This is a genomic window from Hellea balneolensis DSM 19091 (assembly GCF_000428525.1).
GTDB lineage: Bacteria > Pseudomonadota > Alphaproteobacteria > Caulobacterales > Maricaulaceae > Hellea > Hellea balneolensis.
Genome location: NZ_AUAC01000002.1, coordinates 821,123 through 834,672 on the forward strand (window position 1 = coordinate 821,123; position 13,550 = coordinate 834,672).

At 47.9% G+C, this 13,550-nt stretch carries 14 protein-coding genes; 8 read left to right on the forward strand and 6 right to left on the reverse strand.

Annotation, left to right across the window (positions count from 1 at the left end):
* Nucleotides 1-25 precede the first annotated feature (25 nt).
* From F569_RS0104085 to F569_RS0104100, 4 genes are read left to right on the forward strand one after another with little or no spacing between them, the layout of a single operon-like run.
* Entirely contained in the window at nt 26-808 is a 783-nt protein-coding gene (locus F569_RS0104085) for a DUF2796 domain-containing protein (protein WP_026941161.1), read from the forward strand.
* Nucleotides 805-1,455 carry a DUF3299 domain-containing protein gene (locus tag F569_RS18740; RefSeq protein WP_051279265.1) on the forward strand — a complete coding sequence of 217 codons (651 nt, stop codon included), beginning with the start codon at nt 805-807 and terminating at the stop codon, nt 1,453-1,455. The genes F569_RS0104085 and F569_RS18740 overlap by 4 nt, the downstream gene beginning before the upstream one ends.
* A complete protein-coding gene (locus tag F569_RS0104095; RefSeq protein WP_026941162.1) occupies nt 1,445-2,146 on the forward strand; it encodes an ABC transporter ATP-binding protein in 702 nt (233 codons plus the stop codon). Before F569_RS18740 ends, F569_RS0104095 begins: the two co-directional genes overlap by 11 nt.
* 5 nt (nt 2,147-2,151) lie before the next feature.
* Nucleotides 2,152-3,414 carry an ABC transporter permease gene (locus F569_RS0104100; protein WP_026941163.1) on the forward strand — a complete coding sequence of 421 codons (1,263 nt, stop codon included), beginning with the start codon at nt 2,152-2,154 and terminating at the stop codon, nt 3,412-3,414.
* On the opposite strand, the gene F569_RS0104105 is transcribed toward F569_RS0104100, so the two are convergent.
* From F569_RS0104105 to F569_RS0104125, 5 genes are all read right to left on the reverse strand, one after another.
* The gene (locus F569_RS0104105) at nt 3,401-3,748 is read right to left on the reverse strand and encodes a hypothetical protein (RefSeq protein ID WP_154813632.1); all 348 of its coding nucleotides are present in this window, start codon (nt 3,746-3,748) and stop codon (nt 3,401-3,403) included. The genes F569_RS0104100 and F569_RS0104105 overlap by 14 nt on opposite strands.
* A gap of 148 nt (nt 3,749-3,896) precedes the next feature.
* Complete coding sequence (locus F569_RS0104110; protein ID WP_026941165.1) at nt 3,897-5,096, reverse strand: FAD-dependent monooxygenase; 1,200 nt, start codon at nt 5,094-5,096, stop codon at nt 3,897-3,899.
* Between the two features lie 71 nt (nt 5,097-5,167).
* Complete coding sequence (locus F569_RS0104115) at nt 5,168-5,935, reverse strand: sulfite exporter TauE/SafE family protein (protein ID WP_026941166.1); 768 nt, start codon at nt 5,933-5,935, stop codon at nt 5,168-5,170.
* 412 nt (nt 5,936-6,347) lie between these two features.
* Entirely contained in the window at nt 6,348-7,073 is a 726-nt protein-coding gene (locus tag F569_RS20005) for a response regulator transcription factor (protein ID WP_051279267.1), read from the reverse strand.
* Between the two features lie 191 nt (nt 7,074-7,264).
* Nucleotides 7,265-7,762, reverse strand: a complete 498-nt coding sequence (locus tag F569_RS0104125) for a MarR family winged helix-turn-helix transcriptional regulator (protein WP_026941167.1) — start codon at nt 7,760-7,762, stop codon at nt 7,265-7,267.
* A gap of 337 nt (nt 7,763-8,099) precedes the next feature.
* Between F569_RS0104125 and radA the strand changes: the two genes are divergently transcribed.
* The 4 genes from radA to F569_RS16400 are packed head-to-tail and all read left to right on the forward strand — an operon-like array spanning nt 8,100 to nt 12,446.
* Nucleotides 8,100-9,524 (forward strand): DNA repair protein RadA, encoded by a 1,425-nt coding sequence (radA, locus tag F569_RS16395; RefSeq protein ID WP_051279269.1) that lies wholly within the window; start codon nt 8,100-8,102, stop codon nt 9,522-9,524.
* Nucleotides 9,525-9,541: 17 nt separating this feature from the next.
* A complete protein-coding gene (locus tag F569_RS0104135; protein ID WP_026941168.1) occupies nt 9,542-10,225 on the forward strand; it encodes a CvpA family protein in 684 nt (227 codons plus the stop codon).
* A complete protein-coding gene (purF, locus tag F569_RS0104140) occupies nt 10,225-11,709 on the forward strand; it encodes an amidophosphoribosyltransferase (RefSeq protein WP_051279271.1) in 1,485 nt (494 codons plus the stop codon). Before F569_RS0104135 ends, purF begins: the two co-directional genes overlap by 1 nt.
* A gap of 5 nt (nt 11,710-11,714) precedes the next feature.
* Complete coding sequence (locus F569_RS16400; RefSeq protein WP_034387182.1) at nt 11,715-12,446, forward strand: SDR family NAD(P)-dependent oxidoreductase; 732 nt, start codon at nt 11,715-11,717, stop codon at nt 12,444-12,446.
* On the opposite strand, the gene ahr is transcribed toward F569_RS16400, so the two are convergent.
* Entirely contained in the window at nt 12,443-13,447 is a 1,005-nt protein-coding gene (gene ahr / locus F569_RS0104150) for an NADPH-dependent aldehyde reductase Ahr (RefSeq protein WP_026941170.1), read from the reverse strand. The two genes, F569_RS16400 and ahr, sit on opposite strands and share 4 nt — an antisense overlap.
* Nucleotides 13,448-13,550: the final 103 nt, after the last annotated feature.

The window sequence follows — 13,550 nt, forward strand, 5'->3', positions numbered from 1 at the left end:
ATGAGAGTTTTATTAGGTTGGAAACATGAAACAATTGCCCTTTTTTAAAATCACTCAAATTTTAATAGCGGGTTTATTTGCGGCTTGTTCCGAGAGCAATGATACTGTTTCTACAGATCACCTCCATCAAGACCCTATATCCGTGAAGAGCGATGACAACCTAGAGCGCAACACAACAGATGAGACTGACACTGCGGCTAAGAAAACTATCAATGACGGTGCGGCTCGCGTGACCCGCTCAGCCGACAAACATGCGCATGGTGATGCAGAACTTGGCATCGTCTTGGAAGACGGCACAGTGACGATTGAATTCGAATCCCCACTTTATAACATTTTAGGGTTCGAACACTCACCAGAGTCAGACGCACAGCGTAAAACTGTAAAGCGGGCAGAGTCACAGCTTAGCCGAGGCGCAGAACTCTTTGAGTTTAATGATGAGGCAGGTTGTAAAACAACATCAGAAGATATGGCTGTAAAACTCTTTAACGAGCACGAACATAATACAACTCATGACGATCATCACCAGGAAGAAGACCATGATCATGATAAAGAGCATAGTGATCATGAAGATCACGCTGAGGAGGATGAACACAGTGATCATGAATTTCATGACGAAGACACCCATAAGGATGTTCTACTTAACTATGAGTTCGTCTGTATGACCCCTTCTTCTCTTTCAAATGTGAACATAAATATATTTCGGTTTTTTGAAGACTTGAGTGATATAGATGTTACTTATCTGGGTCCTTCGACTCAAAAACAGGTCAACTTGACACCTAAAAGCACGGAAATGGATTTATCACGATGACAGCCTCAAAACTGATTATTCCATGCCTCTTAGTGGCATTATCCTTTGGAGCATGTGGTGAAAAACCCGCCACTAATTCAGCCTCGCAAACCGAAACGGCGCAAAATCAAGAGACCTCTCAGTCAGTTCAATCCAACGCGGAGTTATTAGTTTGGGAAGATCTTATGCCAGAGGGCGAAGATGCGCGACTGGCGGAACTTTACTCTGAATTTTATGAAGAGCAGGAACGCAAATTTCGTGAGCAATTGACACTCTCACAAGCCGCCAAAGAGACAGGGGATCTCATGAGCATGATTGATGAAGGTAGCGCTCAGGATACGATGGATCAAATTGGCACATACAATGTTGTTGATGATTTAAACGGCGCAAAAATACGCCTTCCGGGATATGTTGTACCGCTAGATTTTAATGCGAATTTCGAGTATGAAGAATTCTTGTTGGTGCCATATTTCGGAGCCTGCCTACATACACCGCCGCCGCCGCCTAATCAAATCGTATTCGTTAAATCGTCACCGGCGACAAAAGTCGCTAATATAAACGAGCCTGTTTGGGTTGAAGGCACGATGAAAACAGGTCAGTTCGGGTCTGATTTGGGCAATAGTGCTTATGAACTTACCTTATCAAAACTCGAACCTTATGAGTACTGATTCAGTTCTAACCCTGACAGATTTGCAATTTGGCTATTCGCTGGGCCCGAACCTTATTGATATCCCGCATTTCGAAATTAAGGCTGGAGAAAGCGTCTTTTTGAGAGGACCAAGCGGTTCCGGAAAAAGCACTTTGCTCGGACTTATTGGAGGTGTTCTCACACCACAATCGGGTAAAATTTCAATCTGCGGTAAGGAACTCACGGAAATTTCCTCCGGGCAACGCGATAAAATTCGAGCAGACCATCTGGGTATCATATTCCAACAATTTAATCTCTTGCCTTATATAGGTGTTATTCAAAACTGCATATTGCCCTGCCGCTTTTCAGCTAGTCGGCGTAATCGCGCCTTAAGGTCAAGTCATTCTGTCGAAGCCGAAGCTGAAGCACTTACCAGCGGGCTTGGCCTTACAGATGAAGACCTAAAGCGTAAGGTTGGAGAGCTTAGTGTCGGGCAACAACAACGCGTCGCCGTAGCACGTGCGCTTATTGGCGGGCCTGATTTGATCATCGCGGATGAGCCGACCTCAGCTCTTGATCATGATAATCGTGATCGTTTTATTGAGCTACTTAATCAAAGCCGCGAAAAATTTGGCAGTAGCCTTTTATTCGTAAGCCATGATCAGACCTTGGCCTCCCACTTTGACCGCGCTGTATCATTGACAGAATTAAACCAGAGAGTGGCTGCATGAAGAATATGGCTGTTCTTTCACTCGCCATGCGGTCTTTATGGGCGCGCAAAATAACGGCAATTTTAACCGTGGTTTCGATTGCGGCGGCGGTTCTGTTATTTGTAGCTGTCGAGAATTTACGCCAAGGCGCGCGAACCAGTTTTGAACGCACTATAAGTGATACAGATGTCATTGTGGGCGCACGGTCTAGCCCAATAAATCTTGTACTCTATTCTGTCTTCCAGATCGGAGACCCAACAAATAATGTTACCTGGGAAACTTATGAAGAGATTAAAGCGCGCAGAGATGTGGCCTGGGTTGTGCCAATCACATTGGGCGACTCACATCGCGGATTTCGTGTTGTTGGGACAACGCCGGATTACTTCAAGCATTACAAATTCGCAGACTCTCAATCGCTATCATTTCGTGAAGGACAGGTTTTCACGGATCTGTTCGATGTTGTTCTCGGTGCGCAAGTTGCCCGTGAGTTAGACTATGAATTGAATTCGAAAATTACCCTTGCGCATGGGCTAGGCGGAACGAGCTTTGTCAATCATGATAATCTGCCATTTACCGTCACAGGTATTTTGAGCCCAACGGGTACGCCAGTTGACAGATCTGTTTTCGTAAGTTTGGGGGCCATTGAAGCAATTCATATGGGATGGCGAAGCGGGACGCCTACCCCGATGAGCCGACTAAATACACCAGACCAATTGCGCGAAAAAAAACTAACCCCTGAAAATGTTACGGCCATGTTGGTTGGTGCGACATCACGCGTGCGAAGCCTAGGGCTACAACGAGACCTTAATACATATGAAGCCGAACCCTTGCAGGCCGTTATTCCCGGGGTCGCATTAAGCCAACTCTGGAATGTGATGTCTGTTGTCGAAAGAGCTCTGGCGCTTGTATCCGGGTTCGTAATTGCGGTAGGCCTCATCGGGATATTGACCTCAATATTGACCTCATTAAATGAACGTCGCCGCGAAATGGCTATCTTGCGCGCTATGGGCGCGCGAGGTCAGCATATCATCGGACTTTTAGTAAGCGAAGCGGCTCTTCTAGCCTTTATCGGCAGTGCATTAGGCCTTACAATACTCTATGGGGTGCTGTGGGTTTTCCGGCCATTGCTGGAAGCGCGTTTCAGTATAAGTGCATTGCGGCTTTGGCCAGGTCAATTTGATATAGGGGTCGTAATCTTCGTAACAGTGTCAGCGGCTGTCTTGGGTCTCATCCCCGCGCTTATAGCCTTGAAGCGTTCACTCTCTGATGGATTAACTATCCGCGTTTAGAAGCAGTCTTTTTCATTTCAGGCTTGTCAGCGGATGACTCGCCTCGGTCTTTACTCGCGAGTTTTGCCTTGGCTTTCATAGCGGCTAGATTTGCAGCATTAGAAAAACTCGGCCTAGGTTTAATCAACGGGACTTTATCAGTAGCTAACTTACTTAGCTTGTCATCTTGCATCAGAGCAGGGTCGGTCGTTGACACTTTTGGCGTGTAAGTTTGCCAAGGCGCATTACGCATGCCAAATCCAAATCCGCCGCCATGCATATCACAAGCATTTGCCGCGCCGCTCAATGCGAGTGACGCTAGAAGTATTGAAGATGCTAAAATTGATTTTTTCATGAGAATTATATTGCAGAAATTCATATTATCGTCAATGCGACGCGCCATCACGTTAATGAGAGAGAATGATGACAGGGCAACAGCTATCTTTCCCAGAAACAATCGAAAAATCAGTCTGAATTCGATACCCAGCAATAGTTCAAACCCTTCACAATGGCGACTTAGTGACATCGAAGCTGTAAAGCCAATCAAGGCGTTTTTTTATAAGGTTCGGCAATATATGCCCCGCGAGCCACATGGGAGAATAGGTTGCTATTTGCCTGAGAACAGTGGCTTGATGAAAAGTATTCATATTGCTTCGCGAGGCCTGTTGCGCTTTTTGCGTTCGCGGTAAGCGTAAATTTTCATAAGCTTTCAAAGAGGCCTGAACAGACCTTCCATTTTTCGAGAGCTCGCGCGCGATGACCCAACCATCTTCAACCGCCATGGCCGCGCCTTGTGCCATAAAAGGTAACATAGGATGTGCGGCATCGCCCAGCAAAGCGGCAGAACCGTCAACCCAACAGCTTAAAGGGTCACGATCAAATAGCGCCCAGCGGTAAAATGAGTCGGGCGAAGCGCATTTCAAAATCGACTTTATTATGGGGTCCCAGCCCGAAAAATCACTAAGAGCCTCCTCTTTATTCCCTTTCTGTAACCAGCTTTCATCTGACCATTTATCTGTCTCAACAACGCCAACAAAATTCACCAATTCTCCACTGCGAATGCGGTAGGTTACGGCATGGCGCTTCCGCCCCATCCAAACGCATGCCGTTGAGGCGGGCGCGTTTTCTCCCAATGCCTCAAGGGGCACGACAGCCCGCCACGCGATATTTCCCGTAAATCTGGGCGTGTCAGGCCTCAACATCTTCGCGCGGATCTTTGATTTAATTCCATCCGCTGCTATCAAGACATCCGCAGTTACCTTGCGGCCATCTGAGAGCTGAATGGTAACGCCCTTCTTGCTAAGTTTATAATCCTCAATGCCGACTCCTAACTTCAGGCTCTTTGGGGAACGCGCGATTAAGGCCGTCTTCAGGGCGGTAACATAATCAGCGCGGTGGATGTGAAGATAGGATGCCCCCCATCTTTCAAGAGATTTTTCATCTAGGGGAACGTTAAAAATGCGGCGCCCGCTCTCGCCCATGCGTGCTTCTAGAGCTTCAGGCCTGAAAGCGGTTTGGCTGATAAGCGCATCTATACTCAAGGCCTTAAAAACCTTCATAGCATTTGGCGGGAGCTGTATCCCGGCACCAACTTCGCTGAGCTCTGAGGCTTGCTCAAAAATAATCACCTCATGGCCAAAATGAAGACAGCATAATGCAGCTGTAAGTCCGCCAATACCTGCGCCTGCGATTATAACTCTCATGAGCCGTGTCTATAGGATTTAGACGATTATGACCACGCTCTTATCACCGCATAGTTAAGTCGGCGGCAGATCTAAAACATAACTATATTCATCCATTTCAAGATTAAACGCATGGCGACGTATAAAATTAGTATAGCTGTAAGCCGTTTAAGGATAAGAGGCTCAAGACGTTGTGAAGCCATCCAAGATCCTATTTGGCCACCTAAAAAGACGGCGATAAGCAATGGCCAATAAGGCGCAGCAAGACCTAGGAGGTCATGGCCTGAGAGCTTCATGATCTGACCCGTCAGGCCTGATATTGAATTGACTAGAATAAAAAGACTACAGGCTGCCGCGATTTTGCGAGGTGTGTCCCAGCGTAGCGCGTAAAGAACTGGGGCAAGAAATATTCCGCCGCCAATACCGACAAGCCCAGAAATTAAACCAATACCCCCCCCTGACAGAAGCGATATTACTAATGTGGTAGAGAGTTTCTCATCAGGCGCAACTACGACATCCCGCTGCCACAACAACCTCAGACCACTTAACAATAAAGACACGCCCAATAGAGCTATGAAGAGCGTTTCTGAAATAGGCAATCTACCGCCAATCCAAGCTGCAGGTACAGAAGCCAACATAAACGGCAAGAGGGCTTTGGGCGCAACAAGCCCCGCTTTAGAAAATCTCCATAACCCGCCTGAAACCACGATGATATTGCAAGCCAAAGCAATGGCCGGCAAGACACGGTAATCAGTCCCGTTCAGAACCAAAAGGGCATTATAGGTAGAGCCTCCGCCAAACCCTACAGCGGCATAGAAGACAGCAATTACGAAAAACAGAATTAGTAAATAGCCAGGCATTGTGACTGGCTTTAAAGCCTATTGGATGCGATAGCGATAGCCTGGCTGAAAAGAAACCAGGCAATAAGGCGCTATTCCTTAGATTTAATTCTAGCGAAGCTTAATTATGCTTTAGGATTGAATTGAAAAAAGGCCTCCACAATCAGCGATACTGTGGGATAAAGCTGCTGTGAAGGCCTTTCCAAGTTATCCTAGGCATGGTCACAAATTTCTTTGTGATTGTTAATTTTTCAAGACCTGTGGGCGACAATAATCTATCGAAACTATATGCATAAGAAGAACATTCCAATTGCTTGGAGAATCATCAATACACATAACTGAGCGTTCTAAAATAACTTGGCCTATGTAGATGAATGAGAGTAGCTCGATCAGGTGACGTCAGTATTAAGATTAGCCGTCAAAGCAGATAATATTAAAGGCTGACCAAACCATTACTGATTCCATACAAACAGGCCGAAGTTCTATCATTCGTGCCTGTCTTAAGAAAAATGCGGCGGACATAAGTATTTACTGTGTGCGGCGAAATCCCCAGGATTTCAGCGATGACGCTATTACTTTTACCGCGCGCTATCCAAGATAGAATCTCTATTTCGCGCTCAGTCAGGCTTATGCTCTCCTGAAGAGCCCGAACCTTGATTTTGCAAAGCGCTTGATGCGTGTTTTGACATACCCATTTCATAAGGCGAATTTCATCGTCGCTGAAATCCTCTCCTCCAATACCGCTCACCAATGTAAAATACCCTGAGCGTCCCAATGGGCCGTGAACAGTAAAGCTAATTCCACTAAGCTGATCAGCTTTGGGGGCTATAACCCTAGTTTGCACCACTGGCGTGAGTGTGCCATTCGCAAAACTCCACTGATGATCTTTCATTGCCCCTAAGGCGATTTTTTCAGGGGATAGCTTAGAAAAGAGGTTATTCATGGTCTCTTTGATGTCATCGTCGGTTGTGTCAAAGAAATGTTTCAAGGACGACTTTTTCGCAAAATCAGCCGCTCCAGCCGATGGCAAGTGGTGATACTGCACAGCTCTCGCACGGCACAGTTTTAAATAACTGAATAGCGTGGTCCAGATATCGCCTTCCGTTGACGATTTCTCAATTGTGTCCAGCGCCTGATCTAGTGAAGCGTACACTGTCATAACGTCCCCTCCGGTCACAGCTTGATTACCGTAACACCGGGCCCGACATTTAGTGATTTATGAGCCCGTTTCGTTCTAACTTACAACTTAGAACGACTTGAATGAGTATTCTATTTAGTCCCACAGTAAATTTATTGAGGCGTTTTGCTTTGAAGTGCAAGTGTCAATTAAACAAATTTGGCGCTTATATATTAAAATATAGACGTAACGGTGCTGTTTTCACCCGTCTGGACAGAATCTAGTTGCAAGTTTTGATGTAGTGTCATCATGACGCGAAGTGCGTGTTCTATATCTTGCTCTGATAATCCTGCATATAACTCAGCTATAAACCGGTCATATTTGGCCATGGTATTCTGACGTGTCTTTGAACCCAAAGGCGTCAGCTTAAAGGAAGATAACGGGTTAATGCCTTTGCCTTTAATGTCTGCCAAGAGGCCTTTTTGGATGAGCGACGCAATTGCTTTAGTGGCACTTTCATCACTTAGATCAGCGTGAGCCGATAGTTCTGTAAAACTCAAAGATCCTTTGTCCCAATGTGCACGCAATATATAAAATTCAGATAAGTTGCATCCGCTATCATCTAATAAGCATGGCAACTTACGTTCCGTTTCCAGATACAGAGATCGTATCTGGTAGTCTAAAAAAGAGGCTTTGGTGGTATCCGCATTCACATTAAAATCCATTGTCATTCTGCGGACGCAACAAAAAGCAATTCACAACCGGAAAGCAGTTTTGTTTAAAGAAAAGCCCACATTCAATTCTATTTTTTTCGCGCTCTTATAGTATAAACGTAGTTTATGCATGTCACTTAACTCGCCTACGCCTAATTTTAGACATTACAATTAAAGAATCTTATGACGTGTTCCGTTCAAGTTAAATTCGCTAAGGCCTATTGAATATCTAACATTCTGTCTGAGATATTTAAGACATATCTGCATTCAGATCGGAGCCGAAACGGAACAAAGCATAAACATTTGTTGACATACAGACCTCGAAAGATAATATACTTACGAAACGGAGACATACATGCCCAAACCTTCATCTTGCTTTGTATGTCAATCCTGCGGGTCTGTGCATTCTAAATGGGCCGGACGCTGTGATAGTTGCGGTGAATGGAATGTCCTTGTCGAAGAAATTACAAGCCAGCATTCAAATTCTCCGCGTAAAGGTGGCAAAAAAGGTAGAGGCATAGATTTTATCGACCTTGGCGGCGAAAGCGCAGATGTCCCTCGCCTTAAAACAAATATTGCAGAACTTGACCGCGTCACGGGCGGAGGCTTAGTGCCGGGATCTGCGCTTCTTGTTGGCGGAGATCCGGGTATTGGTAAATCCACATTACTTCTGCAAGCGGTCGGGAAGCTTGCGAAGTCCGGCCTCAAGACAGCTTATATTTCAGGCGAGGAATCAGCGGGGCAAGTCCGCCGCCGTGCAAAACGTTTGGGCGTCTCGGATGCCCCCGTATCACTGGCTTCAGAGACATCCCTTGGGCCGATATTAGACGGCTTAATGGCGGAACGTCCCGATGTGGTTATCATAGACTCTATACAAACACTTTGGACAGATCAGCTTGGCGCCGCCCCAGGAACTGTGGCGCAAGTCAGAGCTTGCGCTCAAGAACTCACCCGCTTTGCTAAAAAGCGCGGGGCCTGTGTTATTCTTGTGGGCCATGTGACCAAAGACGGGCAAATCGCAGGGCCTCGTGTTGTTGAACATATGGTAGATGCCGTGCTTTATTTTGAAGGTGATCGCGCGCATCAATTCCGAATCCTAAGGGCGCATAAAAACCGGTTTGGTCCAACAGATGAAATTGGCGTTTTTGAGATGCGCGATACAGGCCTCTCCGAAGTGCCTAACCCCTCTGCCCTCTTTCTCGATGGCCGCGGCGAAGCATCATCCGGCGCGGCTGTTTTTGCTGGGCTGGAAGGCACGCGCCCCGTCTTGACCGAGATACAGGCCCTTGTGGCCCCAGCAGCTTTTGGAACGCCGCGCCGCGCTGTTGTCGGATGGGATAGCGGGCGCCTCGCCATGGTTCTTGCTGTGCTAGAAGCGCGTTGCGGCGTCAGCTTCGCTGGTAAAGACGTGTACCTAAATGTAGCGGGCGGATTGCGCATCAATGAGCCCGCAGCAGACTTGGCTGTGGCCGCAGCGATAGCCTCTTCTGCTTTTGACGTCCCTTTACCTAAAGATAGCGTTGTTTTCGGCGAAATCAGCCTGTCAGGTGATGTCCGTCCGGTCGGGCGCTCAGATGCCCGCTTGAAAGAAGCTGCGAAACTTGGCTTCAAGACAGCGATCACGGCAACTCCATCAAAAAAATCTACTAAAAATGATAATTTTGCCCTGCCAATCGTTGCAATCAAGGCTTTGCCTGACTTGATTAGCCGTGTAGAAGCCAGCTCAGAACGCGGCTTGGAAGACGATTCTGCTTGGGGGTCTTCCGTAAAAGCCGCCTAAAATGGTGAGCGCCACATATGAGTATAGGCCCTTGGGACTTTAACGGCTTTGATATTGTCGTTCTTCTGATACTTTTGATTTCTTTGCTTTATGCGGCAAACCGCGGCTTGATGCGTGAGCTCACGTCTATATTAGCACTTTTTATCGCTGCGTCGGTCGCGCTTTTCGCTTATGGGCGGTATCGCTTTGCCGCGCAGGATTTAATATCGCCTTCATGGCTTGCTGATGGAGCTCTTGGCCTTGGCGTTTTCGCGCTTGCTTACATGATTATGGTGTTCTTGCTCAGCGGAATTGTCAAAAAACTTAAGGGCAAAGAGATCGGTCTTATAGACAGACTCTTTGGCGCAGGTTTTGGGGTTGCGCGCGGGCTAGTGGTCGCCGCTCTGGGTGTTTTGCTCTTAACTTCGCAATATCGCGAGTCACAGGAAGCACAGGAGTTTAAGGATTACATGGCTGAAAATCAGGAACAGTTTTCACCAGAAATGCTAGAAAAAATGCCGCGCGGCATGCGCGAGCAAATGGAAGCTCCGCCTGCTAAGTTGCCAGCTATGCTAGAAGGCTCGACCTTTTACCCTCTATTGGCAAAAATCGGGACGGGCATACAAGCCTTGCCCTACGCCAAAGCGCGCTCATATGCTGATCGCTTAAGAGAAGGTGATGTTGAAGGCGCTGTGAACCAGATTGGTGAGGAGTTAAAGTGATGACCGATAATATCCAAAACCCTGTCTGCGAATTTGACCCTGATGAAGATAAAATTAAAGAAGAATGCGGCGTCTTTGGAATTTTTGGGATTGAAAATGCAGCCTCAATGACAGCGCTCGGCCTACATGCCTTACAACATCGCGGCCAAGAGGCTTGCGGTATTGCCACAAGTGACGGAGACACATTCCACACGGAACGGCACTTTGGATTAGTGGGCGATAATTTTACAGGGGACGACCCATCTGAACGCCTTCCAGGTTTCGTCTCCATTGGACATAATCGATACTCCACTGCTGGCGGGCAAAAAACCTTAAGGAACGTGCAGCCCCTCTATGCTGAGCTTCATACTGGCGGATTTGCTCTTGCGCATAATGGTCACATTACCAATGCCTATACGATCCGGGATCAGCTAAACGAAGCGGGCGCATTGTTCCAAAGTACATCCGATACCGAAGTCGTCTTGCACCTGATAGCGCGGGCTAAAAGTGGCGAATTTATTGACCGCTTTATTTCGGCCATTCGCCAAGTTGAGGGCGGTTATGCCTTTGTGGGCATGACGAAGGATACACTCGTCGGTGCAAGAGACCGCCTCGGCATTCGGCCTCTACTAATTGGCCGCTTGGGCGACAGCTATGTTCTGGCCTCCGAGACCGTTGCGCTTGATATGATTTCTGCGGAGTTTGTGCGCGAGGTTGAACCGGGCGAAGTCGTCGCCATTAATGTAGATGGTATTCGCTCATTCCGCGCCTTCCCGAAAGCAGAATCGCGGCCTTGCATTTTTGAATTTGTTTATTTCGCACGGCCTGACAGTATCGTTAGCGGCAAGTCCGTTTATGAGGTGCGTAAACGCATGGGACAGCGCCTTGCACAAGAAACACCTGCCGAGGTGGATGTTATTATTCCTGTTCCCGATAGCGGTGTACCCGCAGCCCTCGGCTTTTCCCAAGAAACAGGTATTCCTTTCGAGCTTGGCATTATCCGCAATCACTATGTCGGACGAACCTTTATACAGCCCACACAGCAAATTCGAGATATGGGCGTGCGGCTTAAACACTCCGCTAACCGCGCCATGATTGAAGGCAAGCGTGTATTGCTCGTTGACGACTCAATTGTACGCGGAACGACTTCCACAAAAATTGTACGCATGATTAAAGCCGCCGGCGCAAAAGAAGTTCACTTCCGCTCCGCCTCCCCGCCCATAAAACACCCTGATCATTACGGCATTGATATGCCGACAAAGGAAAAACTTATTGCGGCGAATTATTCGCTTAAAGCCATGACAGAAATGCTCGAAGTGGACAGCCTCGGCTTCCTCTCAGTTGAAGGCCTTTATTGGGCCATGGGCGAGGACTATCGTTCAGAGGACTGTCCACAATATACGGATCATTGCTTTACAGGCGAATATCCGACACCACTCATTGATCGGGACAGAAAACTACTGGATGGGTCCAAACAACTCTCATTCCTTGTGGAAGTGGCTTAGGCAAAATGTCAAACAAAGCTTTAGACGGACGCGTCACATTAGTGACAGGCGCTTCACGCGGCATTGGCTATCAGGCCGCCCTCGCCCTCGCAAAAGCAGGATCTCATATCATTGCAACAGCTCGCACCCAAGGCGGGCTTGAAGACCTTGATGATGCTATCAAAGCTGAGGGCGGCGAGTGCACTCTTGTGCCTATGGATTTGAAAAATGGCGACGGTATAGATCAGCTCGGCAAAATCATTCACGAACGATGGGGCAAGCTTGACGGCTTTTTAGCCAATGCCGGCACGCTAGGTGAAATCACCCCTGCCCCGCACACCACGCCCAAAACATGGGAAGATGTGATGACGATTAACCTGACGGCCAATTACCGCTTCATCAGATCCTTAGACCCACTTCTTCGGGCCGCAGATGCTGGCCGCGCGGTGTTTTTAACGTCTGGTGTCGCGCAAACGCACCGCGCCTATTGGGGGGCTTATGCTGCCTCCAAGGCCGCCCTGGAAGCATTTGTCTCTTGCTATGCTAAAGAAGCGGAGGTCACAAACCTAAAGGTCAATTTGTTAAATCCTGGCGCGACACGCACGGCCATGCGCGCCAAGGCCATGCCAGGCGAAGACCCGAAGGCTTTGCCTAACCCCTCGGATTTAGCGCCTCTTATTGTTGAGATGCTCTCTCCGGTTTATAAAGCGAATGATACGATCGTCACTTTCAGAGAAACCGTATACTTCAAAGCTTAATTCTCAAGGATCACCCTGTAACGGGCTTTTCCTTCTTTAAGATGAGCTATGGCTTTATTTATATCGCTCATGGGAAAATAATCGACCATCGGTTTGATGTTGTGACGCACACAAAATTCCAACATTTTAGACACCATGTGCGGCGCGCCCGTATCAGAACCACCAACGGATTTTCCGCCCGCTATCAACTGCCCCGCAGATATGCCCATGGGTTCACCAACCATACCGACGGTTATCAACCGGCCCTCGGGCGCAAGAGCGCTCATATAGCGGTGCCATGGTAAGGTCACATTGACCGTCGAAAGCACCATATCAAAATTGCCCCGCAGAGCCTTGAGCGCATCTTGATCTTTCGAGTTCACGACATGATGCGCGCCTAACTCTCTAAGCTCCGCCTCTTTATCCATACTGGTCGTAAACGCCGTGACTTCGCAGCCCCAAGCTCTAGCAAATTGAACGGCCAGATGCCCAAGCCCGCCAATCCCGACAATACCAATGCGGTCAGTCGGTTTCAGATCATGATCCATCATAGGCGCAAAGACCGTAATACCCCCGCAAAAGAGCGGCCCTGCAGATCGGGCATCCATTCCGTCAGGAAGGGGTACGGCCCAAATATCCTGCACACGCATTCGGTCCGCAAATCCGCCATGGCCGCGAATAGTTGTAACGCCTTTTGTGCAGCGCTGATGACTGCCCGACAAGCAGGGCGAGCAATGCAAGCAGCTTTCGGAATTCCAGCCGACTCCGACCATTTGCCCGACTTTTAAATTCTTCACATGACTACCACTGGCCGTAATTTTTCCTACAGCTTCATGACCAGCAATGAGGGGATATGAGCTAGCGCGCCAATCATTATCAATCATAGACAAATCGGAATGACAAACCCCGCAGGCCTCTACCGCTATTTCAACTTGATTATGCGCGAGATCTCCGGGGTCATACTCATAGGGCTGTAGGTCTGCTCCCGCTTCCATCGCGGCATAGGCTTTAATATCTGGCATGATTTTTCCTTTTTGTTTTTATCTCCTATTCAACCCTCAATGACCAGAAAGGTTTCATCTTTTTAAGGCTTAAATCTTGCAAGCCGCGGAGAGATAAAACTAT